Below are 25,698 nucleotides of genomic sequence, written 5' to 3' on the forward strand. Positions count from 1 at the left end.
AAAAGTTACATGCAGGCTTTGTTCGCTGGAATAACTCATCAAGCATCTCATAATTTTTTTGAAAAATATAATTATAAAAATTAATAGTAAAATGGCAATAAAATGGACAGGGGTTTTCCCGGCTGTAACGACAAAATTTACAGCAAATGATGAATTAGACTTCGCTGCTTTTGATGTAAACATCGAAGCCCAACTGGAAGCTGGTGCAAAGGGTATTATCCTTGGCGGATCACTTGGCGAAGCCAGTGTATTAACAGATGAAGAGAAATTCGGGTTATTATCCCACACTTTAGAAGTAGTAAACGGTCGTGTGCCTGTTCTGTTAAACATCTCAGAATCTACCACAAAAAAAGGAATTGAAGTAGCAAAAAAGGCAGAATCTCTTGGCGCGCAAGGCCTAATGTTATTGCCTCCAATGCGCTACAATGCATCGGCAGATGAAACATTGGCATTTTTCGGGGCCATTGCTGAAGCCACTTCATTGCCCATCATGATTTACAACAACCCTGTTGATTATAAAATTGAAGTAACCCTGGATATGTTTGAAGTACTGACCAAATATCCAAATGTACAGGCCATCAAAGAATCCACCAGGGATGTTTCAAACGTAACCCGGTTAATCAACCGTTTTGGTGATCGTTTTAAAATTTTTACAGGTGTAGATCCATTAGCCATGGAAAGTATTGTAATGGGTGCCCATGGCTGGGTGGCCGGTCTTGTTGATGCTTTCCCAAAAGAAACTGTCGCTATTTTTAACCTGATTAAAGAAAACCGTATTCAGGAAGCATTAACCATTTACCGTTGGTTTTTGCCTGTGTTAGAATTGGATATTCATCCGAAACTTGTTCAGTACATTAAACTTGCTGAAGTAGCTACAGGTTTAGGTACGGAAGCGGTAAGAGCGCCACGTTTAGCACTTGAAGGCGCAGAAAGAGAAAAAGTATTAAAAATTATTAACGACGCATTAGCTGTTCGTCCGGAATTACCTGCAGGAAGCTGGGGTAAATAACAACAATCAAATATGAACGGAAAAAATATAGTGGCCAGCGCTTATAAAGAAGCCGTTGAACTTAAGCTTAAAGCAGTAAATCCGGCAACGGGTTTATTGCTTGATGGTGAATTTTGTAAGGCCGGTGAACAGGAAATCAATGAGGCTTTGGTATTGGCTACCGAATCATTTGAAACCTATAGAAATATCCATAAAGATAAAAAAGCAGCTTTTTTAAATGCCATTGCAGATGAAATTGCGGCTATTGGAGAAGATTTGGTGGCTCGTGCATCTGCAGAAAGTGGTTTGCCGTTACCCAGGTTACAGGGCGAGTTAGGCAGAACAACCGGCCAGCTAAGGCTTTTTGCCAACCTGGTAGCAGAAGGCTCATGGGTTGATGCAATTATTGATACGGCCTTGCCGGAAAGACAACCTCTGCCCCGATCAGATATTCGCCGGATGCTGATTCCGATGGGACCAGTGGTGGTATTTGGCGCCAGTAATTTTCCTTTGGCTTTTTCAGTAGCAGGTGGAGATACAGCTTCGGCCCTGGCTGCCGGCTGCCCAGTGGTGGTTAAAGCACACCCTGCACATTATGGTGCCAGTGCCCTAGTTGGTGAAGCCATTGTGAAGGCCGTAGAAAAAACAGGTATGCCAAAGGGTGTATTTTCTTTACTGTATGATGATGGCTATCAGGTAGGTGCGGCCCTGGTATTACATCCACTTACAAAAGCGGTAACTTTTACAGGCTCATACCATGGCGGAATGGCGCTGATTAATCTGGCGCAACAACGACCACAACCTATACCGGTATTTGCTGAAATGGGAAGTATTAACCCTGTTATATTGCTGCCGGAGGCGATAGAAAATCAGGCGGAAGAACTCGCTAAAAAATATGCAGCATCCATTACGTTGGGAGCAGGGCAATTTTGCACCAATCCGGGTTTAATGTTGGCTATTGCATCTCCGGGGCTTGAAAAATTTAAACAAGCCATCGCTACCGCAATTTCAGTAGTTCCATCTGCAACTATGCTTACTGAAGGAATTGCTAAAAATTATACTAAACTTTCAGCGAACATCATTGCTGAAAATGGCATTGAATTACTTGCGGTTTCTGAAGTGAAAAATGAAGCATTACAAAACCAGTCTGAAGCGAAAGTGGCGCAGGTAGATGCAGCAGGTTTCATCAAAAATCCAAAATTACAGGAAGAAATCTTTGGACCATATTCACTTTTAGTGGTGGCGAAAGATCAACAAGAACTGGAAGACGTGATTGCTGTATTGCAGGGGCAACTTACGGTGACCTTAATGGCCGATAAAAATGAGCTTAGTCAATATCAGTCCCTCATTCATAAGCTAACAGCTAAAACAGGGCGTATTATTTTAAATGGTGTACCAACGGGTGTTGAAGTTTGTGCAGCGATGCAGCATGGCGGACCATTCCCGGCAACAAACGACAGCCGGTTTACCTCAGTAGGTTCTACAGCACTTTATCGTTTTGTCAGACCACTGGCTTATCAGGATTGGGAGCAAGATCTTTTGCCAGATGAGTTGAAAGATGGGAACCCTTTGGGTATTTTTAGAATGGTAAACCAGCAATTGACGAGAGACTTATGAGTAAAACCTTTTTTTGTGTAGATGCGCATACCTGCGGAAACCCGGTAAGGCTAGTGGCAGGTGGCGGGCCACAGCTGGTGGGTGCCAATATGAGCGAAAAACGACAACACTTTTTAAGAGAATTTGATTGGATCAGAACAGGATTGATGTTTGAACCCCGCGGTCATGATATGATGTCTGGAAGTATTCTTTATCCGCCACATGATCCTCAGAATGATGTGGCTGTTCTCTTTATCGAAACCAGTGGTTGCCTGCCCATGTGTGGTCATGGAACCATCGGTACCATTACGATTGCGATAGAAGAAGGACTGATTCAGCCAAAAATTCCGGGTATAATCAGAATGGAAGCGCCGGCAGGTTTGGTTCAGATTGAGTACCAGCAGGAAGGGAAAAAGGTAAAATCTGTTAAGTTAAAAAACGTAGCCTCTTATCTGGCTGCAGAAAATCTGGAAATTGAATGTCCGGATTTGGGAACGCTGACGTTTGATGTGGCTTACGGCGGGAATTTTTATGCCATTGTTGATCCGCAAACCAACTTCCCGGGTTTGGAAAATTATACGGCATCTCAACTCATCACCTGGAGTCAGACAATCAGAAAGCGCATCAATGAGCGATATACTTTTGTTCATCCACAAGACGCTACCATTAATGGTTGCAGCCATGTATTGTGGACAGGTGCGACTTTAGATCCAACTTCAACCGCCAGAAATGCAGTTTTTTATGGAGATAAAGCCATTGATCGTTCACCCTGTGGTACAGGTACATCTGCCCGTATGGCCCAATGGCATGCAAAAGGGAAACTTAAAAAAGGAGAAGATTTTATCCATGAAAGTTTTATTGGCAGCAAGTTTACCGGAAGGGTAGAAGAAGAAATTGAACTGGATGGTTTTAAAGCCATTATTCCAAGTGTAGAAGGTTGGGCAAAAGTTTTCGGTTACAACACGATCAAGATAGATGCCGAAGATGATCCTTATGCGCACGGATTTCAGGTGATTTAGTAATTGTTTTTATAGAATAAAAGTATAATGTCGAAAGTATTAGTTATAGGAGGAGGAATTGTTGGACTCACGTCGGCATATTATCTTCAAAAAAAAGGATTTGAGGTAACTGTTCTGGATAAAGGCGATTTAAGCGATAATTGTTCCTTTGGAAACGCCGGCATGATTGTGCCCAGTCATTTTATTCCATTGGCGGCACCAGGAATGCTCAGCAAGGGTATCCGGTGGATGTTCAATAGTAAAAGTCCTTTTTACGTTCGCCCATCTTTAAATCCAAGCCTCATTGGCTGGGGACTGAAATTTATGAAACATGCAACTGAAAAGCATGTCGCGCAATCTGCAGAACCCCTCAGAGATTTATCCCTTTTAAGCAAAAGACTTTACGAAGATTTATCAAAAGAACCGGGTTTTAACTTTGAACTTACCAATAACGGTATCTTAGCTTTTTATAAAACGGAGCAAGCCGGTGAAGAAGAAGCGCATCTGGCTGATAAAGCCAAAGCACTTGGACTGGATATGGCTGTTTTAAGTGCTGCCGAGTGTAAAGCACTACAGCCAGATTTAAATCTTGATGTACTGGGGGCTGTTCATTATCGTTGTGATGCCCACCTCTATCCGGGCAAACTCATGAATGCTTTACTGACTTATTTAAGGGGTAATGGCGTTTCTTTCGTGAGTGGAAAAGAAGTAGATAAGATCGAATCGGCCGGAAATAAAATTACGAAAGTGTTCACTGGTGCCACGGCATGGGAAGCAGATCAATATGTAATTGCTACAGGATCATGGTCTCCGGCTGTAGCCAAAATGGCTGATTTAAAAATTTCCTTAATGCCTGGTAAAGGTTATTCCTTTATGGAACCGGAACCAAAGCAACGCTTAACCATTCCGGCTTTACTATGCGAGGCGAGGGTGGCCATTACGCCCATGAATGGTGGCATTCGATACGGCGGAACGATGGAGCTGGATAGCATTAACAACCGTGTAAACATGCAAAGGGTTAAGGGGATTGTAGAATCTGTACCTCAATATTTCCCTGATCTGCATCCGGCACTTCCGGATAAAAAGGACATCTGGTATGGATTCAGACCCTCGTCACCCGATGGATTACCATACATTGGGCGAAGTACGCACAGAAAAAATTTAATTATTGCTACGGGTCATGGAATGATGGGCTTAAGTCTTGGACCGGCAACCGGTTTACTGGTCAGCCAGATCATTGCCGAAGAAAAGCTGCAAATGTCAGTAGAGCCGTTTTTAGTAAGCAGATCGTAATCTGTTTAAGCAGGCAATTTAATAATGTAAAATGATAGTGGTTGCGTTGATATTGTGTAGAATATTATCGCATTGTAGCAGGATTTTAACCTAACATAGGTTTTTTTTAATTATTACAGTTAATATCCTTATCTTCAATCATCAACAAATAACCAACCAACCACATGAAAGTATTGCCATTTACCATGCTTGTGCCTGATGACAAGAGTGTTATTTCTGAGCACATTGAACTACCTTATTTTTATCAATATCTGCACAGGCACGACGAATGGCAGATTACTTACATTGAAAGAGGAGAAGGTACATTGATAGCCGGGAGTGATATGCACGCCTTCAGGCCCGGAGATATTTTTGTCATCGGCGCAAAACTTCCACACCTGTTTAAAAGCAATCCGGAATATTTTCAAAGTAAAAGTGAACGGTCTGTGGCATCATATTCTGTTTACTTTAATTCAAATGGAAAATTAGGACCACTGTTTTCCCTTCCGGAAATGAAGCTAGCCAATGCTTTCTTAGCCAAAAACAAACATGGTTTTAAGGTACCTTTTATATATACCGAAGAAATTTTGGCTAAAATGATCGATGTTCAGGAGGCTTCCGGTACCGATCTGTTATTTGCCTTTGTTAAATTAATGGTCACGTTGCAATCTATCGGCGATGATACCATTCCTTTATGTTCTGATTTATATTCGTCAAATGTAAGTGAAAATGAAGGCATGCGTTTAAGCAAAATCATTGGCTACATTACCGAAAATTACAATAGCCAGATTACCCTGGAAGATGTCGCCAATGTTGCGTTTATGACACCACAGGCTTTCTGTCGTTATTTTAAGAAACATACCGGCCATACCTTTGTCTCTTTTTTAAATGAAGTCAGAATTAATGATGCCTGTAAAAGCCTGATTTCCGGAGCGAAAACAGATTGTATTTCTGGCGTAGCTTATAAAGCCGGTTTCAATAGCATCACCAATTTCAACAGGGTATTTAAAAGTATTATAGGCCAATCGCCAAGGGCTTATGTAGACAGCTATAATATGGTAAGCAGGGTGAGCTATATGGGAGCATAGTTGTTTTTGAAAAAGAAACCGTCATCCTGAATCTGATTGGGAACTCATATAAAAATAAACCTGCAAGCCCTTTACCATCAATCTTAGGATTTTGGCCAGCGAAATCAAATTACCTCTCCAAACAATACGATTCTTAACATTTCAATCCTAAAACAGTTCTGGTTTTTAACCGGATGGGAGGAGTGTATCCTATTATTAATCTCAAAAAAATGCCATGGAACAAGAAAAAAGCCACTTCAAACCCTCGTTGAAATTGTTGGATGCCACCATGTTAGTGGCCGGTAGTATGATTGGATCAGGAATTTTTATTGTCAGTGCAGATATTACCCGAAATGTAGGAAGTGCCGGCTGGCTGCTGGTGGTTTGGTTAATTACCGGGTTTATGACGCTTACTGCGGCCTTAAGTTATGGTGAACTGAGTGCAATGTTTCCAAAGGCCGGAGGTCAGTATGTTTATTTAAAGGAAGCCTATAACCCACTCATCAGTTTTTTATATGGATGGAGTTTTTTCACAGTTATACAAACGGCAACCATAGCCGCAGTTGGTGTGGCATTTGCCAAATTTACAGCTTATTTATTGCCTGCGTTCAGTGAAGATTTAGTTGCTATAGATTTAGGCTTTTTCACCATTTCTCCTGCTCAATTGTTGGCTATAGGTGTTATCGTACTACTTACTTACGTAAACAGCAGAGGAGTTAATGCCGGGAAAGCTATTCAAACTACCTTTACCGTGGCCAAGTTGCTCAGTCTTTTTGGTCTGATTGTATTTGGTTTATTCTTTTTAGATAAAGGAATCTGGAAAGCAAACTGGGAAAACATGTGGCATTTAGGATCGTTAAATGCTGATGGAATAATCTCGCCATACACAACTCTAGCCGCTTTTGGTGCCATTGCCGCAGCCATGGTCGGGTCAATTTTTAGCAGCGATTCCTGGCACAATGTTACTTTCATTGCAGGTGAAATTAAAAATCCGGCACGCAATATTGGTTTAAGCCTGGCCTTAGGAACCATTATAGTAACTGTACTTTATCTTTTAACCAATGTAATGTACACTGGTGTGTTGAGCTTGCACGATATCGCCTATGCAGATAAAGATCGGGTGGCGGTTTCTGCAGCGAATCATATTTTCGGCACCGCCGGAACCATTACTATCGCAGTGATGATTATGGTTTCTACCTTTGGCTGTAATAATGGCCTGATCATGGCTGGTGCAAGAGTGTATTATTCCATGGGGAAAGATGGTCTGTTCTTTAAGAAAGTGGCCGAACTTAACAAGAACTCAGTTCCAGGCTTTGGCTTATGGATTCAATGTGTTTTTGCCTGCTTGTGGTGCCTCAGTGGGAAATATGGTGATCTGCTTGACATGATTTCATTTGTGGTGGTTGGATTTTATATGCTCACCATCTTTGGGATTTTTATTCTTCGTAAAAAACGTCCGGATGCGGCGCGGCCGTATAAAGCTTTTGGTTACCCGGTTTTGCCTGTTATTTATATTTTGATGGGTTTAGCTTTCTGTATTTTGCTCATCGTATTTAAACCAAAATTTACCTGGCCGGGCTTAATCATTACCCTGATTGGAATTCCGATCTACTATCTGATCAAGCGTCTTCATACCGCTAAATAAATATTAAGTCGGTTAAAATAATCATGTTATGTATTAAAATATAACGGGAAATTCTTTGCCTGTTAAATTATATTTACAGCTTAACCCTGCAAGATGAAAATGAATTTCCGGATTGGAAAAATGGCCTTCGCTTCTTTTTTTTCCTTCACTTCTTTAATTGTTCTGGCACAGCAAAAGCCTTATGCGCCAACTGCAGCAGACATTGTTGAGGCCTACCAAAGGGCCAGTCAACTGGATACCGCCATACGTAATGTTCCAACTAATAACGACATTGTTCCATTCTGGAAAAAGGATGGCACAGCTTTTTGGTATAAGAAAAACCTTCCAAATAAAAACTGGGAATATATTTATGTAGATGTGGCCAGTGGCAGTAGAAAATCTGCTTTCGATGCAGAACAACTTGCACAGAGGCTATCGGATGTTAGTGGTCAAAAGCAATCGGCCATGCGGTTACCATTTTCAATGCTTTATTTCACTGATCAGCATACCTTAACGCTGAAATCCCAAAATAAGTGGTATGAGGTAAATCTGGATGATTATAGCATCAAGCCTGCTACTGATACAGCGATTTTTAAATATAATTCAAAAATGCCTTTGCAGCGTAAATATTCGCGTTGGGAGGGAAGCAAAACTGTGCGCCAATCGCCTGACGGAAAAAGTGAAATAGAAGTTCGTGGGGGGAATTTGATCTTAATTGACGTGGCATCGAAAACTGAAACGCCAATAAGTAAGGATGGCACGGCTGATAAACCTTATGGAAATTTTGAGTGGTCGCCGGATGGAAAAACGGTGGTGGCTTATAAAGCTGATCCGAAGGAAATTAAGAAAGTCCATTATGTTTTAAGTTCTGTTCCGGGAACCACCAGGGGAGAGTTAAAATCTCGCGAGTATGCGCAACCAGGAGATGATTTTACATCTTACCAGCCCTATATTTTTGATTTGAACACTAAAACTTCAAAGAAAGTAGATGTAGAAGCCACTGATTTTTTTAGTCCGCAGCCATTGCACTGGCGCAATAACCGGTACTATACTTATGAAAAAGCAGATCGGGGGCATCAGCGGTTCAGGGTGATTGAGGTAGATGCATTAACCGGAAAAACAAGAAACATCATTGATGAAAAAACAAAAACATTCATTTACGAGAGTCGGATTTATACCCGTTATCTCCCAAAAACAAATGAAATCCTATATACCAGTGAACAGGATGGCTGGCAGCACCTCTACCTTGTAAATGGCATTTCAGGTAAGCAACACCTTATCACCAAAGGCAATTGGGTAGTGCGTGATGTGGATAGTGTGGATATCATTAAACGCCAGGTTTGGTTTAAAGCCAGCGGTATGAATAAAGGTGAGGATCCCTATTTTATGCATTATTACAGAATTGGTTTCGACGGAAAGGGATTGGTTAACCTCACGCCAGAGGTAGGGAACCACAATGTCAGCTTTTCTCCTGATCGAAAATATTATCTCGATACTTATTCGCAGGTAAACATCCCGCCCGTAACCAAATTGAAGGTTACGGCAAGTACAAAACCGCTACAGGAAATTGAGCATGGTGATGTTACTCCATATTTAAATACGGGTGTAAAATTGCCGGAAGTTTTTGTCAGTAAGGGCCGTGATGGGGTGACCGATATCTGGGGAGTGATTTGTAAGCCATCCCATATGGACCCCAATAAAACTTATCCCATTATCGAGAATATTTATGCGGGTCCGCAGGATAGCTTTGTGCCGAAGAGCTTTTTACCAGCCAGTGAAATGCAAAGCTTGGCAGAATTGGGTTTTATTGTTGTTCAGATTGATGGAATGGGGACAGCCAACCGCTCAAAAGCCTTCCATGATGTTTGCTGGCATAACCTGGCTGATGCAGGTTTCACAGACCGGATTTTATGGATGAAGGCCATGGCGAAAAAATATCCTAACGCCGATATCAATAAAATTGGTGTGTATGGAACGTCTGCCGGTGGACAGAATTCTACCGGTGCGTTACTCTTTCATCCCGAATTTTATAAGGCTGCGGTTTCTGCCTGTGGTTGCCATGATAATCGAATAGATAAACAATGGTGGAACGAACAATGGATGGGTTATCCGGTAGGTGAACATTATGATGCACAATCAAACATTACCAATGCGGCAAAATTTCAGGGCAATTTATTTCTGATTGTTGGCGAAGCCGATGAAAATGTTCCGCCGGAATCTACTTATCGCCTGGCTGATGCTTTGATTAAGGCCAATAAAGATTTTGATATTTTAAGCATTCCAGGGATGGGGCATAGTGATGGTGGCGTTTATGGCCGAAGACGCAAAAGGGATTTCTTTATCAGGCATCTTTTAAAGGCTGAAACACCAAATTTAAACCTGGTTTCACCGGCAAAATAATGGTCTGTACAGCTGTGTTGGGAGGCAAAGGATGCGTTGGTTTTTACATTAATTGATCATCATGAAAAACATTGTTCTAAAGCTTTTGCTGTTATCCATTCTGAGCGGCTCTTTTAGTTTATCTGCTTTGGCACAAGCGCCACAGTTGAAAAAAGGAAATGGCAATCCGATTATTCCAGGTTATTTTGCAGATCCCACGGTAAAGAAATTTGGAGATACTTATTATATCTATGCAACTACAGATGGCAATGGCGGTGGTTTCGGGCCCTCGCAAGTCTGGACCTCGAAAGATTTTGTGAACTGGACCCTGCAGGATATGAACTGGCCGACTACCCATCATTACTGGGCGCCAGATGCTACTTTAGGTCCGGATGGAAAATATTACCTCTATTATTGCCAGCCCGTAGAAATCTTCGGTGCTTCATCTGCTTCACCAGTGGGGCCGTGGACTCCGCTATTGGCACCAGGCAAACCCATTGTTCCTAACTTTCTGGTGCCTAATGTCATTACACTTGATGGCCAGACTTTTAAAGATGATGACGGGAAATATTACATGTACTGGGGCACCTGGGGCATTTACCCGAACCATGGCTGTGGCGTTGGCTTGCTGAATGCAGACATGAAATCATTTGCAAAACTGGCTCAAATTCCCAATACAGATGCAAAAGATTTTTTCGAGGCACCATTTGTCTTTAAAAGAAAAGGGATCTATTACCTCACTTATTCATCTGGTTATTGTGAAGATGGGACTTACCGGGTGCAATATGCAACGGCAACAAATCCGATGGGGCCTTTCAAATATGCTGCTGAAAACCCAATTTTGGCAACTAATAATGATGGAACGGTGCATGGGCCAGGCCATCAGTCTGTATTACAGCAGGGTGAAGATTTTTATCTGATCTATCACCGGCACAACAATCCGCACAATGATGGCGGTTACCACAGGCAAGTGGCAGCCGATAAAATTATTTTTGACGAAAAGGGAAATATTCTAAAACTGATACCAACACATACGGGGATTGGTTATCTGGCAAAAAATGTAAATCCGCATGATAACCTTGCTTTAGGAAAAACAGTAACCGCATCATCTGTTTACGACCAGGATTTTAAAGCTGAGTATGCGGTGGACGATAACAACGGAACGCTTTGGAAACCAAAAAACAACATTGGACCGGCCTGGTTGCAGATAGACCTGGGCAAGGTCGTGAATGTTAGAAGTGTACATACCCAGTTTGAGTATGCCACCTGGTATTATCAGTATAAAATTGAATATTCTCTTGATGGCAAAACCTGGAAATGGTATGCTGATAAAAGCCGCAATACCCGACATGGAAGTCCGATAATTGATGTTGGAAACGTGAAGGCCAGGTATATACGCAATACCATTCTGCACACCGAATATCCCGGTTTAAACAAGGCTATCTGGAATGTTCAGGTTTTTGATGATGCCTCCTATCGGCCTGTGATGAATACAGCAGTTAAAAGGTGGGAATCTTTACAGCGCTTTGATTCGAGGGGTTTATTAATTGATTTGAATTTTAGCAAGCTCCGTATCGGTTCGGCCATTCAAAATATTGCAAATCCTGGGAAATCAGGCGGTACATTTTCTGCTTTAGGAACAGCGAAACCAATAGTTACGATGATAGAAGGAAAGAAGGCCTTGCTGTTTTCTGGAAAAGAACGTTTATCTTCTTCAATTTTGGCCCCGCCATCTTTGCTGGGCAACAGCAGCTACACTGTAAGTATGTGGGTACTTAATCCGGAAATTGAAAAAGAAGAAACGCTGGTTTCCTGGACAGATAGAAGCGGTGATGATCTTACAAATGTTTCTGTAGGTTATGGCTCCAGTAAAAATTCTGGTGCAGCGGTTCATTTGGGTTGGGCAGATTTAGGCTACAAAGTTGTTCCTCAAGCAAATCAATGGCACCATATGGTAATGGTTTTTGATGGAACAATGGAGCGTATTTATGTGAATGGGAAACTGGATCGGGCTGCGCGGAGAATGCTTTTTATTAAAAAATTATCACACTTTCTGGTTGGTGGGAATGAAGATGGAACTGCAGGATTTTCCGGAGCCCTCGCAGCACTGAAAGTTTATGATAAGCCCTTAAGTTTTGAAGAAATAGCAACAGCTTATGCCAAAGGAACCGATAATCATGCAGTGGTTTATGCAGATGCGAAGAACCTTGATTATGGAAAGCTGAAGAAATGGAAAAACCATGGGACGGCTTTAGGTGAACTGCACACCAAAGGCCTTTTGGAGGTAAAAGATGTGGCCGGGAAAGTTTCAGTTGTATTACATGACGGCGCACAGCTGCATTTGCCGGACGAAAGTACCAAAGCAGTGAATTTTACCAAACCATTCAGTGCTGTTTTTTCTATGATGTCAGCCAGCGGTTCGAAAGCCAGTTTTTATTTTGGAGCCGGAAAAAAGGTGGCCATTTTAGGCAATGGTAAATGGCAGCAAATCATCTTCAACTATTTACATGGAAAGTTTCAGGTTTTTGTCAACGGGAAGCTCAATGCCCGTTTAGCCGATGCAAATATACAGAACAACCAGCAGCTGTTGCTGGAAACATCAGGCGGTCAGACAGCAATATCTTCCTTTTTCATTTATGATAAAGGTTTAGATGAGCTTTCCAGAAGAAACGCGTTCAACTTTTGGAAGCAAGGGCAAAGTGTCAGGAATTTAAAAGCAAGCTTTGCTTCAACTCCTGCGTTGGTTACACCTAATATGGTATACATGGTAGCTGACCGGCCGGAATTGCCCGGTAGTGTTTTTCAATATCTCTTCACCAATGTAGATCATGGTGTGGCCAAGTGGAATGATACTGCCGCCTTTATTGATTTTTCCGTAAAGCCGGAGCATAGTTATCAATATATGCTGAAGGTGAAAGATAATTTTGGAAATGTAACGGAACCTTCTTCAACCCTTACTGTAAAAACTGATTCCTCGCTTTTGATCACTAAAAGGCAGAATGGAAATGCTCAATCAATTCCGGGATCAAAAGAAGGATTAACCGGGACATCATGGGATGGTTTCGTGGGATCAGCAGATACACTTGTTCAGCAGGAAGGTGTGTTAAAAATGATCTCCCATAACACCGCCTGGGATGGCTCGGGTAATTCAGGCCCGTTTGCATATCTTAATTTAAAGGGAGATTTTGTTGCTGAAGTGAAACTTTCCGATCTCATTGGGCTTGCTAAAAAGAAAGCCTATGGTGCGAACGAGGCAGGAATCATGGTGAAACTACCGGAGACGAATCGTAAACTTATTCAAAATGGTATTATGCCCGGTTGGGGCATTGGCAATATCGTCACTGATCTGAGTATGAAAGGACGGAGGCAGTCCAATAATCTTTCAGGCTGGGATTTTTACAAATACCTGCAAATCCAGCGGATTGGGAATACGTTTTTTATGCGGGGAAGCAGTGATGGAAGGAACTGGGTAAATCTTCCCGGAAGCCCTGTTAAACGTGATGATCTGGCGGCTGAGGTTTTGGAAGTTGGGGTTTACCATGCAACTTATGGTGATATTGCTGGCTATGGTGCTTTTGAAGGGTTTAAGGTTTTTCAGAAGAAGTAAATTTGAAATGAGACTTTTAGTCGTCATTGCGAAGAAAGGCATTTTCAGCCGACGAAGCAATCTATTTTGCAGGAGAGATTGCTGAATGCCCCGCACATATGCCGTTTGTGTAACTTGCTCAAAGTTATCACTCAATGCTTCACTGTCGGGCCGCCAAAAGGAATGTTCCTGCCATAATAAACGTCTGCAGGAATATGATGCCCGGCATATACCTGTGAAAGAATATGATACAGTGTTGGGTCATATGCCTTCAAATCATCAGGGGTTTGCACCCTGACTTTTCCATCGTTAAACTCATAATTCGACCAAAACCACCATTGACTACCCTCTGCCCAATACTCTGCAACGGTATTAATGGCATACTGGTCTTTATACATGCCCTTTTTCTTTGCGGCTTGGTAGGCCACATCAATTTGCTTGTAAAGCTCCGGATCGGCTTTCCGCAAGGCCGACATGACATTGTGGCTCCACTCATGCACCATAATATTTTCGCCATAATACTTTGTTCCGGGGAAACCCAAAAGATTTTCTTCCGCGCAGGAAGTTTGAATCCCACCCATCCCGCGGGCACGCTGATTCCAGTAACCCTTGTCCGTTAAGCTTGCTATTCCACCGGGTTTGTTATAGTTTTCTTTTTCTGTTGGGGTAAGGCGCCCGTCGGTAAGTGCCGGTTTTTTCTAGTTGCTGTATTCAGGCAGATCAGTTTGCATTTCAGACCAGGCCATGATAGACAGGCGGGCTTTCATACTGATCATTGCACTGCGGATATCCGGCCTTTTTACCAGCATATAATTGATGATATCCCGGGCTACTAACAATGCCGCATCAGAAACCTTAGCCGATGAAACCACAGGAATCCCAAAGGCATCTGTATATTTTTCATAAAATTTTGGATAGCCCAGTGAATCTGGCGGACGCGTAATCAACAGTTGCTCCAGGTTCGACGCCAGCGGTTTTACATCACTTTTTTGCTCCTGCGCATTGGTACTTAAGGTAAAAAGAAGTCCTGCGACAGTGAAGATTGCATAGGAGATGCATCTTTGTTTTTTACATAATTGAACAATCATATTTGCTAATTTAATTCAGGTTGAATAACTGGTATAACTTCGGTTTCCTGTCTTTCTTTAATCCTCGGCGAAACAAAGAAATACACCACAATAAAGATCCCGAGCAGGCCGATGAAAAACCAGTAATAATCTGCACCCTTAAACTGGGCAAAAAAACCACCGCTTGAGATGCTTCGGTTTACCAAAGCAGTGAAGAGATTTCCAAGGGCGGTGGTAAGTAACCAGATGGCAATCATGGTGCTTTTCATTGAATTACTGGCTTGTGTATAGGCATATTCTAATCCGGTAATAGAAACCAGAACCTCTGCCGCTGCTAGAATGGCATAAGCCAGAATCTGCCATACAATGGATGGACTTGCCCCTTTATCAATGCTGGTTTGGATCAATGCAATAATGGTAAAAGATACCGCCAAAAGCACTAAGCCGGCACCTATTCTCCTAAGTGGTGTTGTTTTTAATCCTTTTTTATCCAGAAATGGATAGAGCCAGTAATTAAATATGGGAATAAACAACAGCAGGAAAAATGGATTCACAGTTTGAATTTGTTCAGGAAGGAATTGAATACCGAGAATATGCCGGTCCATTTTAGTGGCCTGCAATACCCACTCCGACAAATTCTGATCCCACAGTGCCCAGAAAATCGGGATAAAAGCAAATACCGCCAGTACATTATAAACCGTTTTGACATCTTCCACTTTCTGATGGTCGAATTTTTCTTTCGCTACATCCAGTAACGATTGTTTTTTCTTTTTTGACCCCCAGTTGATTATCGCGTATACAGAGATGAACACAAAATTGTTTTTATTGACACCGGATGGCGGAACATTGACATAAGTTTTTCTGCCCAGAAAGAAAATTACCGTGGCTAAAGCCATTAAAATTCCGGGGATTCCGAATGCCCATTTGGCACCATAACGGTCATAAACTAATGGGATGAGGATGGTGGACAATACAGATCCGGCATTGATACTAAAATAAAACCAGCCATAAACTTTCGACATCAGGTGTTTGTTGCTTGCCGTAAACTGATCTCCAAGATTCGCCGAAACGCAGGATTTAATGCCTCCGGCACCAATGGCAATTAAAATTAAGCCGTATTTAAATTTCTCCAGGTCGTGATCAAATAAAGCCAGACACAAATGCCCGATGCAGTACACCACGGATACATAGATAATTACCTTGTATTTCCCAAAGAACCAATCGGCCACCAGGCCGCCCACGAAGGGAAGTGCATAAGCCAGTGATACAAAAAAATGTGTGGTTTCATTGGCTTTGGCTTCTGCTGTAGCCTGCAAGGCCGCATTCATGGTAGGGTTAAAGAAATGGAACACCAGAAAGGTGGCCAGGATGGACCGCATGCCATAAAAGCTAAAGCGTTCAGCACCCTCATTGGCAATAATGTACCCAATACTTTTGGGGTAACTGCTTTTTTTCGATTCCATTTTATCCATATGCTAATTTGGTGTAAATCTGCCGGGCTATCTTTACTGATTTTCACCCTATAGTGCATGATCTTATCCTGTTTAAGATTGTGACGTAAATGAGCAGGCATTATTTATTGCTTTTGCTATTTTTGATCCACCAGAAAATAAAGCAAATGTTCCAAACAAGTGTTTATGTAGAAAGAAGAGCCGCATTGGCTCAAAGATTAAAATCTGGCTTACTTCTTTTTTTTGGAAATGAAGAAAGTCCGATGAACTATGCTGATAATGCCTATAGCTTTAGGCAAGACAGCACATTTTTATACTATTTCGGAATTGCGCACCCAGGCTTGGTGGCCATGATTGATATAGATGAAAACCAGGAAATGATTTTCGGAAATGAAATGGGCATTGATGATATCGTATGGATGGGCAGACAGGAGACTATTCAGGAAAAAGCAAATCTTGCGGGGATCTCCAAAGTACTTCCATCGGCTGAACTGTCTGATCATATCCGCAAGGCAGTTTCCTTAAAAAGAACAATTCACTATTTACCACCTTACCGGGCAGAAAATAAAATTAAGCTGGCTGATTTATTAAGCCTCAATGTGAATCAGTTAAAGCCATCGGCATCATTACCATTTATTCAAGCTGTTGCGGCACAACGGTCCATCAAATCAGCTGTAGAAATTACCGAAATAGAGCAAGCGGTTAATCATAGCATTGATATGCACTTGCTGGCCATGCAAAAAACCAGGCCAGGCCTGAAAGAAGAAGAGATTGCCGCATTGATTCATGGCGAAGCACTGCGAACCGGTGGCAATATTGCCTATCCGATTATTTTAACCGTTCATGGCGAAATTCTGCACAATCATTTTCACGGAAATGTAATGCAGGATGGACAGCTGGTGTTGAATGATTCAGGAATGGAAACAGCAATGGGTTATTGTGGCGATTTAACCAGGACCTTTCCGGTAGGTAAAAAATTCGATAACAGGCAACGTGAGGTGTATGCTATTGTTCAGGCTGCACTTCAAAGTGCTGAAGCAGGATCAAAACCACATACAAAATATATTGATGTGCATTACGCGGCTTGTAAAAGTTTGGCTGAAGGCATGAAAGCAATGGGATTAATGAAAGGTGATATGGACGAAGCAGTTGCTGCCGGTGCCCACGCCCTGTTTTTTCAGTGTGGTACGGGCCATATGATGGGACTGGATGTTCATGATATGGAAGATCTGGGTGAAGAATATGTGGGCTATGACTATACTTTAAAGAAAGAAAAAGAACTGTTTGGACTTAAATCTTTAAGGTTAGGACGTGCTTTGGAGCCCGGTTATGTATTTACCATCGAGCCCGGAATTTACATGATTCCTGAACTGATCGATTTATGGAAAGCTGACCGGAGATTTGAATCCTTTATCAATTATGCCGAAGTAGAAAAGTTTAAGGATTTTAGTGGTATCCGTTTGGAGAATAATTATGCCATGACCACCGAAGGCCTCCGGTTATTGGGTAAACCTTTAGCGATCGAAATCAGCGAAGTAGAAGAAATCAGAAACAACGCTTATTAATGGATATGACCCATCAGGAAAAATTAAATGCCATCCGGGAAAAAATGAAGGAAGCGGGCGTAGATGCCTATATCATTCCTTCTTCTGATCCGCACATGAGTGAATACGTCCCCGATCGCTATAAGTGCATTCAGTTTGCTTCAGGTTTTAGCGGTTCTGCCGGAACATTAGTAATTACGCCTGATTTTGCCGGGCTCTGGGCAGATTTCCGTTATTTCGAACAAGCGACACAGCAATTAGCAGGAAGCGGATATGAGCTGGTCAGGTTAAAGGTTCAGCATACGCCGGAGTATATTGGCTGGTTAGGTGAAAAACTGGCGGAAGAATCTGTTGTGGCATTTGATTATCAACTGATGTCGATGGTTTTAGGTGAAGAAATTAAAACTGCCCTGGCTACTCATCACATTAATATCAGGCATTTAGATTTAATGGCTGAAATTTGGCAGAGCCGGCCAGCATTGCCAACAGCTCCTGCTGTTTTATTGCCTGAAAAAGATTGCGGGCAAACCTCAAACAGCAAACTTTCTGCACTTCGGGTTGCCTTGATAGAACATCAGGCGAATGTTCATGTGATCTCCAGTTTGGATGATCTCGCCTGGCTTTTTAACATCAGGGGAAATGATGTCAGTTATAATCCGGTGGTACTTTGTTATGCGTTAATTACCATAAACGAAGTGACATTATACCTTAATCATCAAAAATTATCTCCTGCTGATGTGAATTTATTAGCAGAAAGAGGCGTGAAGCTGAAGGAATATCACGAAATCAACGCTGATATTCAGCAGCTGGAAAATGGTAGGATTTTGCTGGATGGTAAAAGAACTTCCTATCAGTTTTTAACGCAGTTATCCTCAACAGTACAGGTAATCAGGGAAACCAATCCGGTGGTAGGGTTTAAGGCTATTAAAAATGCGGTTGAAACAGCGCATATACGGGCGGCGATGGTGAGTGATGGTGTGGCACTTACCCGTTTTTTTAAATGGCTGGAAGAAAACCTTGGCAAGATCAGGATAACGGAATGGTCTGCATCGCAGAAAATTAAAGCATTTCGTGAGCGGGGTAAAAATTTTGCAGGCATCAGCTTCGCTTCCATTGCAGGTTACGGACCACATGCCGCATTGCCACATTACGCTCCTGATGAAATTAACCCTCTTGAATTGCTTCCTCAGGGACTTTTCCTGTTAGATTCCGGCGGGCATTATTTCTACGGCACAACTGACATTACCAGAACAGTTCCCTTAGGCGAAACAACCGATGAGGAGAAAAGGGATTACACGCTGGTACTTTCTGCACTGATTTTTGGTACTGCGGCTAAATTTCCTAAAGGTACCCGTGGATATCAGCTTGATGGAATTTGCCGCCAGCAGTTGTGGCAGCAAGGCATTAATTATGGCCATGGCACAGGTCATGGCGTGGGTTATTACCTGAATGTTCATGAAGGGCCGCAAAATATTGGCCCGTCAAATGCTGCGGTAGCAATAGATCCGGGTATGCTTACTTCCATAGAACCCGGAATTTACCGGCCGGGCAAACATGGGGTGCGGATTGAAAACCTTGTGCTCACGGTTACTGGTGAAACCACTTTTTTTGGTGAATTTCTTCAGTTTGAAACGGTAACACTGGCTTATATTGATACTTCGATGATCCAGAAAGAATGGTTACTTCCCGAACAAATTAACTGGCTCAATGCATATAATCAACTGGTTTATGACCGGTTGAAGCAAGAATTAACTGACGAGGAAGCCTCATGGCTGGCAGAAAAATGTAAGGCGATTTAATTTCAATTTGTTCTTATTCGGTTATGGTTTAATTTCATTCGGCATTGCAGCGCCTGTAGCGAAAGCATCGGCGTTAGCAAAAGTAATCTCTGCAATTTGCTGCATGGCCTCACGTGTAAAAAATCCCTGATGGGAAGTGACTAAAACATTTGGAAACGACACCAGGCGAGTGATCTGATCATCTTGAATAACTTCGTTAGATAGGTCATGGAAAAAACAAGGCTGATTCCTGTTCATATACCTCAAGCCCTAAATAACCAAGCTGACCAGATTTTAATGCCTGAATTACATCAGCAGTATTTATAAGTCCACGTCTCTGTTAATGTTATAAATTTTATTGATTATTGATTTGCATCGCCAATTTAAAAGACAAAAATTTAATTCACTAAATAATTTTCAAGAACAGAGTGTAAGCAGAGGCTGACTTTACCATTTTAGATAGATGATTTGAAACCCTTTTTCCCGAAACAAAAAAAAGTTTCAAGGAAAAGTGTTTCGGGTTGGAGAAACAATTTATCGAGAAACAAAAAAGGGTTTCTTGCAATTTTGTTTCTCGGAGAGCATGTGTAATTTTTATTTATGGAGTGAAAAAGTTTTTAGATAGGCTGTGATAAAGGTTCCTCTAATCTTGCAAAGGTGAAGGGTAGGTTCCCGGAATCTACCTCCTCATCTACCTGAATACTGGCTTTTACACCAGGATTAAAACGCAATATTAAACCCGATTTCTTCTGGTGATAAACATTGCTGTTGATATTTTTCAGCAAACAAAATCAGCATGCTGAATGAAACTATTTTTTTATACTTTTACTCACTATGAGCAACGGGCATAAACATACCGATGAGGAACTTGTCATCCTTTTGAAGGAAAACGACATGCTTGCTTTCAAGGAGATTTATGTCCGGTATTGGTATGATTTGTACCTGATTTCCAATAAGCGGCTGAGGTCTAAAGAAGCTTCTGAAGAAATTATCCAGAATTTTTTTACCCTGTTCTGGATCAATCGCAAAAAAATAAACATCAGGGGTGCCTTAAAGGCTTATCTCCATACTTCCATCCGTTATTCAGTGATCGATTACCTGGCCAGGGAAGCAACCCGGAACAATTACCTGGAATTGCTTTCTTTTAGTTATACGGAAACAGCCAATACTACTGAAGAGACGGTGTTTTTGCATGAGGTAGAAGATGGAATCAACCAGGTGATCTCGAAATTACCTGCAAAATGCCGGCGGGTGTTTGAATTGAGCAGGCAACATCATAAATCAAATAAGGAAATCGCTGAATTATTAGGAATCTCTGAGAAAACAGTGGAAAACCATATCACCAATGCGCTGAAACTTTTCAGGTTGCACTTTAAGGAAGTTCTGATCGCTTCATCCTTCGCATGGCTGCTGTTTTAGCCGCACTAAAATTTTTTTTATTTTTTTTTGGGGGCAAAAGCCTGTCCAACCGACTATACCATTAACCAACCAAATATAATTGAAAACCAATATGGGCAAATCAATAGCCTTGTCCTTAATCAGAAAATATCTTTCAGGCAGCTGTACGGCCAGTGAAGCCGCAACGGTTGAACATTGGTTTGATCTGATGGATGCTGTGCCAGATCATATTTCAGGTCTGACAGATGAGGAGCGTGCGCTGATGGAAACCAAAATCTTTGAACGCATCCTCCGGAACATCGAAGCAAAGTCGCATCAAAAACCAATCTTCATACCTGAAAAGTCAAGCTATTCCTGGAAAGTTCTGGCGGTTGCCGCATCACTGTTTTTATGCTTAAGCATGGCTTTGCTCTGGATGCAATACTCCTCCTCATTTTCTCCGGAGAAAAGCTTTAAATCAAGTCAATCTGCAAGCATCCTCCCGGGAGGCAATAAGGCCGTACTCACCCTTGATGACGGATCTTCATTGGTGCTTACTGATGCAAACCTGGGTAAGGTGGCTGATCAGTACGATGTGAGTGTGGTCAAAACCGCTGAAGGAGAGCTGAGCTATAAGAAAAGGAAGGGAGAAAATCCTTCTGAAATGGTATACAACACCATCACAACACCTGTTGGCGGAAAATACAGCGTGATATTGCCGGATGGAAGTAAAGTCTGGCTAAATGCCAAGTCTAGTCTGAGGTTCCCGACTTCATTTACAGGTGCAGAAAGAAATGTACAAATGACCGGTGAGGTATATTTTGAGGTCGTGAAGAATCCGAAGCAACCTTTTAAAGTGCGATCCGGCGGAACCGAAATCAGTGTGCTCGGAACACATTTTAACGTGATGGCCTACGACGATGAAGCTGATCAGAAAACAACGCTGTTGGAAGGTAGTATTCATTTATCCTCAGGAAACTTTTCAAAACTGTTGAAACCTGGTCAGCAAGCCAGTGTAAATCCGTCATCCGCGATCAAAGTCAGCGACAATGCTGATCTCGAAGCGGTAATGGCCTGGAGAAACGACCTTTTCATTTTTAAGGATATGGAGATCAAAGAAATTGCCCGGCAACTTTCCCGATGGTATGATATCCGGGTGGTATTTAAAGGAACCCCTTCAAAAGTTTCCTACACCGGTACCATAGCTAAAGATGTAGCGCTTTCCGAAATGCTGAGTATGCTTCAGTTTACAGGATTAAAATACGAATTGAACGACCATGTGCTCACCATTATAGAATAATGGAAAAAACTGCTTAACCAATAATTTAACCAATATAAATAACCAAATATGAGCAACTACTACAACACTGCATAATCAACCGGCGTAACCGTTTTAAAAAAGACCGGATTGTGTTTGCAGCACATCCGGTCATTGTAAAGGTTACTTACAAGCCCATTCAGACGACATTATAATTTAACCCAAACCCTATAAAGATATGAATTTATTTTATAGGATCAGGCTGCTATTGCGCCGTGATTCTTACCAGATTTTATTAACAATGAGACTAACCGTGCTTCTTTTTATTCTGACTTTAATGCAGGTGAGCGCAAGTAGCTTTAGTCAGAATTTAACGCTTAAACATACCAATGCCGACATTTTTTCTGTTCTTAAGCAAATCGAAAAACAGAGTGGCTACCATTTGCTTTTCAGGCGTGCCGATATTGATGAGAAATCCAAAATCAATGTAAATGTAACTAACATGCCTGTTGAGCAGGCCATGGTGATGGTTTTAAAAAATACAAACCTGGATTTTAAGATTATTAAAAAAACAATTATTCTCAAGAAAAGAACCTATTTGCCATCAACGCAGATACAAATTCAGGAGATTGAGGTTTCCGGAACGGTCAGCGATGAGAAGGGGGTAACCCTTCCCGGCGTCGCGGTTAAAGTGAAGGATTCGAAAGTGACCGCAGTAACCGATATCAACGGGAGGTATAAAATCTCTGTTCCATCCGCTACATCGATTCTGGTATTTTCTTTTGTAGGCATGGAAACCCAGGAAATTGTCCCTGGTAAAAGAAACACATTAAATGTGGTTTTGAAGAACCAAAATACAGTACTCAGCGATGTGGTGGTAATTGGCTATGGTACTCAGAAACGTTCGGACATTAACGGATCAATTTCTTCTGTCAAGGCTTCAGATATCGAAAATGTACCCCAGGTGAGCATCGACCAGATGTTACAGGGCAGGGCTTCAGGACTAACCATCAGCCAGAATTCAGGGGCACCCGGCAGCAATACATCCGTTCGTGTGCGCGGGATAACTTCGTTAAGCGGGAGTAATGAACCTTTATATGTGATTGATGGTGTACCCATTTCAGGCGATGCCAGCAACCAAAGTACAAGTGGAAGATCACCCTTACAGGCCTCTTCTTCAAATGCCAATTCTCAAACTACTGTTAGTCCTTTGTCGCTGATCAACCCAAATGACATTGAATCTATCGATGTGTTAAAGGATGCCTCAGCCACTGCAATTTATGGGAACAGGGCTTCTAACGGCGTGATCATCATCACGACAAAAAGAGGAAAAACAGGCAATTCGGCTATTAATTATGATGGCTATTATGGTTTCCAGCGCGTAGCGAAGTATATGGATGTCATGGACCTTAAGCAATATGCCAGATTGCAGAACTCGCTGGGCGACATCTATGGAACGGGAAGAAGAGTTGAATTTGCAGATCCTTCCATATTAGGAGAAGGTACCAACTGGCAAAAAGAAATCTTCAGGACTGCGGCTCAGCAAAGTCACCAGATCGCTGTTTCTGGCGGTAAAGAGGGCTTGAACTATTATATTTCAGGTGGATATCTCGGGCAGGATGGTACCGTTATCGGGTCTGATTTCCGTCGTTACAGCCTGCGTACCAATGTGGATGTCCAGGTTAAAGAATGGTTTAAGCTTGGTATTACACTTACGGCCAGCCGTTCTGCCGAAAACGTAATCACAAGTGACAACAATGGAATCATTTACAATGCCCTGTTGCAGGGACCTGACCTCGCAGTAACCAATCTTGATGGTTCCTATACCGGGCCACCTTTATCAGATCCCCTGGCTGCCGCTGCGGCATTAAATCCAGTGGCCCAGGCGCAGCAAATTAAAAATAAACTAAACAGGAGCAACATCAATACAAATATCTATAATGAAATCAAGGTACTTAAACCCCTGTCTTTAAGATCGGAACTGGGTGGCGACTTTAATTTCTCTGACAATAATGTGTTTACGCCAAGTTATTCATGGGGCCGCTTTACCAACCCAACAGCTTCACTGCAGGAACGCCATCAGCAAAGTACATTTCTGATCTGGAAAGAATACCTGAATTACAACCAGACATTCGGAAAACACAACCTGAGTGCAATTTTAGGTTATGAAGTTCAGGAATCCACTTGGAGAGGTATAGAAGGAAGAAGGCAGGGATTTTTCAGTAATGATGTGCAATCATTAAACTTAGGGCAGGCCATCACAGCCACCAATGATGAGTACATTGGAACACAGCGACAGGAATCTGTATATGCCCGTGCCATTTATATCTATGGTTCAAAATATAGCCTGACTTCAACCATCCGTAAAGACAAGACCACTAAATTTGCAGAAGGATCACAGTCTGGTTATTTCCCTTCTTTTGCTGCCTCCTGGAAATTGTCTGATGAATCTTTTATGAAGGGAATCAACAAGGTGGTAAGCGGGGTTAAAATTCGTCTTGGATATGGAGAGGTTGGTAATCAGGATGTTCCCAATTATCTGTACAGTTCTTTATTGAGGTCATCTCAGACCGGTTTGGGTACAGGTTTTCTTGCCGGACGAATTGACAATAAGGCCTTAAAGTGGCAAACCTCCATTCAATATAATGCTGGTTTGGACATGAGTTTCCTGAACGGGAAGATCAACACCAGTATAGATATTTATAAAAAAACATCAAAAGATTTTTTGTTTCAGCTGACACTACCGGCATACCTGGTAGGCGGACCTGATTACCTGGGTGGCATTAATCCGCCTTACGTCAATCTGGGTAAAATTGATAACGTAGGTTTTGATTTGACCATCAATACCCGCAATATTGATAATGATCATTTTAAATGGAATACCAATGTGGTTTTATCCCATTATAAAAATGAAGTGAAGGAATTGGGCAACGGGCTTACCGAATTATTTGGTACGGTAACCAATGCTTACCTGCAAACACCTGTTACGCGTACGGTTGTAGGCCGATCAGTAGGTGAATTTTATGGTTACCGGGTAAAAGGAATTTTTAAAACAGAGGATCAGCTGCGTGCTGCACCGGTTCAGTTTGGCAGAACGATTGCCAATAACAGCAACAGCACCTGGCTGGGTGATGTGCAATATGAAGATGTAAACGGTGATGGCGTAGTGAACGAGAAAGACCGCACCGCGATCGGGAATCCGAATCCTAAATTTACCTATGGGATTACCAATACGTTCAGCTACAGGGCTTTTGATTTCACTGTGTTTTTAAATGGATCTTATGGAGCTAAGATCATGAATTTGCTGAACAACACCATGGGCAACCTGGCGAACGTTTATCAAAACCAATATGCTGCTTACAGCAATTTCTGGACACCTCAAAACCCGGACTCCAATATTCCTGCTCCAAAAATTGGTATTGATAATCCAAATCTGGTCGTATCTGACCGGTATGTAGAGAGCGGTTCTTTTTTAAGGATTCAAAATATGAGTCTTGGTTATAAAGTGCCCGCCGCCTGGATCAGGAAATTTAAATTCAGCAACCTGAAAGTATATTCCAGTGTGCAGAACCTGTACACCTTTACGAAATACAAAGGGTACGATCCGGAAATCGGTGCAATTAACCAAAGTGCTATCCTGAATAACATTGACCTGGGCAGATACCCGATTGCCCGGACCATCACATTTGGCATCAACGCACAATTTTAGTGAC

17 protein-coding genes are annotated in these 25,698 nt (G+C 42.1%); 13 read left to right on the forward strand and 4 right to left on the reverse strand.

Translation table 11 applies throughout. The features are described 5' to 3' along the window. Positions 1-91: 91 nt before the first annotated feature. The 8 genes from OQ267_RS12825 to OQ267_RS12860 all read left to right on the forward strand — a co-directional run bounded on the left by OQ267_RS12825 (position 92) and on the right by OQ267_RS12860 (position 13,531). Positions 92-1,009, forward strand: coding sequence for a dihydrodipicolinate synthase family protein (locus OQ267_RS12825; RefSeq protein WP_088303175.1), 918 nt, complete (start codon positions 92-94; stop codon positions 1,007-1,009). A 12-nt stretch (positions 1,010-1,021) separates the two neighbouring features. Further along, positions 1,022-2,605: an aldehyde dehydrogenase (NADP(+)) gene (locus OQ267_RS12830; RefSeq protein WP_265836221.1), complete on the forward strand. Its 1,584-nt coding sequence runs from the start codon at positions 1,022-1,024 to the stop codon at positions 2,603-2,605. Continuing rightward, positions 2,602-3,603 (forward strand): 4-hydroxyproline epimerase, encoded by a 1,002-nt coding sequence (locus OQ267_RS12835; RefSeq protein WP_265836222.1) that lies wholly within the window; start codon positions 2,602-2,604, stop codon positions 3,601-3,603. Before OQ267_RS12830 ends, OQ267_RS12835 begins: the two co-directional genes overlap by 4 nt. Positions 3,604-3,630: 27 nt before the next feature. Further along, positions 3,631-4,875: an NAD(P)/FAD-dependent oxidoreductase gene (locus tag OQ267_RS12840; RefSeq protein WP_265836223.1), complete on the forward strand. Its 1,245-nt coding sequence runs from the start codon at positions 3,631-3,633 to the stop codon at positions 4,873-4,875. 164 nt (positions 4,876-5,039) lie between these two features. Continuing rightward, the gene (locus OQ267_RS12845) at positions 5,040-5,942 is read left to right on the forward strand and encodes an AraC family transcriptional regulator (protein ID WP_088303179.1); all 903 of its coding nucleotides are present in this window, start codon (positions 5,040-5,042) and stop codon (positions 5,940-5,942) included. A 214-nt stretch (positions 5,943-6,156) separates the two neighbouring features. Next, positions 6,157-7,566: an APC family permease gene (locus tag OQ267_RS12850; RefSeq protein ID WP_265836224.1), complete on the forward strand. Its 1,410-nt coding sequence runs from the start codon at positions 6,157-6,159 to the stop codon at positions 7,564-7,566. A gap of 93 nt (positions 7,567-7,659) precedes the next feature. Next, positions 7,660-9,945 carry a S9 family peptidase gene (locus tag OQ267_RS12855; protein WP_265836225.1) on the forward strand — a complete coding sequence of 762 codons (2,286 nt, stop codon included), beginning with the start codon at positions 7,660-7,662 and terminating at the stop codon, positions 9,943-9,945. Positions 9,946-10,006: 61 nt separating this feature from the next. After that, the gene (locus OQ267_RS12860) at positions 10,007-13,531 is read left to right on the forward strand and encodes a family 43 glycosylhydrolase (RefSeq protein WP_265836226.1); all 3,525 of its coding nucleotides are present in this window, start codon (positions 10,007-10,009) and stop codon (positions 13,529-13,531) included. 131 nt (positions 13,532-13,662) lie between these two features. Here OQ267_RS12860 and OQ267_RS12865 read toward each other — a convergent pair whose 3' ends face one another. The 3 genes from OQ267_RS12865 to OQ267_RS12875 form a co-directional block, all read right to left on the reverse strand. Continuing rightward, positions 13,663-14,091 (reverse strand): hypothetical protein, encoded by a 429-nt coding sequence (locus OQ267_RS12865; RefSeq protein ID WP_265836227.1) that lies wholly within the window; start codon positions 14,089-14,091, stop codon positions 13,663-13,665. Positions 14,092-14,208: 117 nt separating this feature from the next. Further along, positions 14,209-14,598: a hypothetical protein gene (locus OQ267_RS12870; RefSeq protein ID WP_265836228.1), complete on the reverse strand. Its 390-nt coding sequence runs from the start codon at positions 14,596-14,598 to the stop codon at positions 14,209-14,211. 5 nt (positions 14,599-14,603) lie between these two features. After that, positions 14,604-16,040, reverse strand: coding sequence for a POT family MFS transporter (locus OQ267_RS12875; RefSeq protein ID WP_265836229.1), 1,437 nt, complete (start codon positions 16,038-16,040; stop codon positions 14,604-14,606). A 155-nt stretch (positions 16,041-16,195) separates the two neighbouring features. Here OQ267_RS12875 and OQ267_RS12880 point away from each other — a divergent pair, with 155 nt between their 5' ends. After that, entirely contained in the window at positions 16,196-17,593 is a 1,398-nt protein-coding gene (locus OQ267_RS12880; RefSeq protein WP_265836230.1) for an aminopeptidase P family protein, read from the forward strand. A gap of 5 nt (positions 17,594-17,598) precedes the next feature. Next, complete coding sequence (locus OQ267_RS12885; protein ID WP_265836231.1) at positions 17,599-19,371, forward strand: aminopeptidase P family protein; 1,773 nt, start codon at positions 17,599-17,601, stop codon at positions 19,369-19,371. A gap of 21 nt (positions 19,372-19,392) precedes the next feature. On the opposite strand, the gene OQ267_RS12890 is transcribed toward OQ267_RS12885, so the two are convergent. Then, complete coding sequence (locus OQ267_RS12890) at positions 19,393-19,608, reverse strand: hypothetical protein (protein ID WP_265836232.1); 216 nt, start codon at positions 19,606-19,608, stop codon at positions 19,393-19,395. Between the two features lie 576 nt (positions 19,609-20,184). On the opposite strand from OQ267_RS12890, the gene OQ267_RS12895 reads away from it, so the two are divergent. The 3 genes from OQ267_RS12895 (at position 20,185) to OQ267_RS12905 (ending at position 25,694) form a co-directional block, all read left to right on the forward strand. After that, positions 20,185-20,769: an RNA polymerase sigma-70 factor gene (locus tag OQ267_RS12895; protein WP_322974869.1), complete on the forward strand. Its 585-nt coding sequence runs from the start codon at positions 20,185-20,187 to the stop codon at positions 20,767-20,769. Between the two features lie 91 nt (positions 20,770-20,860). Next, positions 20,861-22,027, forward strand: coding sequence for a FecR family protein (locus OQ267_RS12900; protein WP_265836233.1), 1,167 nt, complete (start codon positions 20,861-20,863; stop codon positions 22,025-22,027). A 196-nt stretch (positions 22,028-22,223) separates the two neighbouring features. Continuing rightward, entirely contained in the window at positions 22,224-25,694 is a 3,471-nt protein-coding gene (locus OQ267_RS12905; RefSeq protein WP_265836234.1) for a TonB-dependent receptor, read from the forward strand. The last annotated feature ends 4 nt before the right edge of the window (positions 25,695-25,698 follow it).

Source organism: Pedobacter sp. MR22-3 (genome assembly GCF_026240075.1).
Lineage (GTDB): Bacteria > Bacteroidota > Bacteroidia > Sphingobacteriales > Sphingobacteriaceae > Pedobacter.

Bases quoted from the DNA above. Each gene is read 5' to 3' on its own strand.
- OQ267_RS12825 (WP_088303175.1), top strand. From the start codon at position 92: ATGGCAATAAAATGGACAGGGGTTTTCCCGGCTGTAACGACAAAATTT.
- OQ267_RS12830 (WP_265836221.1), top strand. From the start codon at position 1,022: ATGAACGGAAAAAATATAGTGGCCAGCGCTTATAAAGAAGCCGTTGAA.
- OQ267_RS12835 (WP_265836222.1), top strand. From the start codon at position 2,602: ATGAGTAAAACCTTTTTTTGTGTAGATGCGCATACCTGCGGAAACCCG.
- OQ267_RS12840 (WP_265836223.1), top strand. From the start codon at position 3,631: ATGTCGAAAGTATTAGTTATAGGAGGAGGAATTGTTGGACTCACGTCG.
- OQ267_RS12845 (WP_088303179.1), top strand. From the start codon at position 5,040: ATGAAAGTATTGCCATTTACCATGCTTGTGCCTGATGACAAGAGTGTT.
- OQ267_RS12850 (WP_265836224.1), top strand. From the start codon at position 6,157: ATGGAACAAGAAAAAAGCCACTTCAAACCCTCGTTGAAATTGTTGGAT.
- OQ267_RS12855 (WP_265836225.1), top strand. From the start codon at position 7,660: ATGAAAATGAATTTCCGGATTGGAAAAATGGCCTTCGCTTCTTTTTTT.
- OQ267_RS12860 (WP_265836226.1), top strand. From the start codon at position 10,007: ATGAAAAACATTGTTCTAAAGCTTTTGCTGTTATCCATTCTGAGCGGC.
- OQ267_RS12865 (WP_265836227.1), bottom strand. From the start codon at position 14,091: ATGGGTGGGATTCAAACTTCCTGCGCGGAAGAAAATCTTTTGGGTTTC.
- OQ267_RS12870 (WP_265836228.1), bottom strand. From the start codon at position 14,598: ATGATTGTTCAATTATGTAAAAAACAAAGATGCATCTCCTATGCAATC.
- OQ267_RS12875 (WP_265836229.1), bottom strand. From the start codon at position 16,040: ATGGAATCGAAAAAAAGCAGTTACCCCAAAAGTATTGGGTACATTATT.
- OQ267_RS12880 (WP_265836230.1), top strand. From the start codon at position 16,196: ATGTTCCAAACAAGTGTTTATGTAGAAAGAAGAGCCGCATTGGCTCAA.
- OQ267_RS12885 (WP_265836231.1), top strand. From the start codon at position 17,599: ATGACCCATCAGGAAAAATTAAATGCCATCCGGGAAAAAATGAAGGAA.
- OQ267_RS12890 (WP_265836232.1), bottom strand. From the start codon at position 19,608: ATGAACAGGAATCAGCCTTGTTTTTTCCATGACCTATCTAACGAAGTT.
- OQ267_RS12895 (WP_322974869.1), top strand. From the start codon at position 20,185: ATGAGCAACGGGCATAAACATACCGATGAGGAACTTGTCATCCTTTTG.
- OQ267_RS12900 (WP_265836233.1), top strand. From the start codon at position 20,861: ATGGGCAAATCAATAGCCTTGTCCTTAATCAGAAAATATCTTTCAGGC.
- OQ267_RS12905 (WP_265836234.1), top strand. From the start codon at position 22,224: ATGAATTTATTTTATAGGATCAGGCTGCTATTGCGCCGTGATTCTTAC.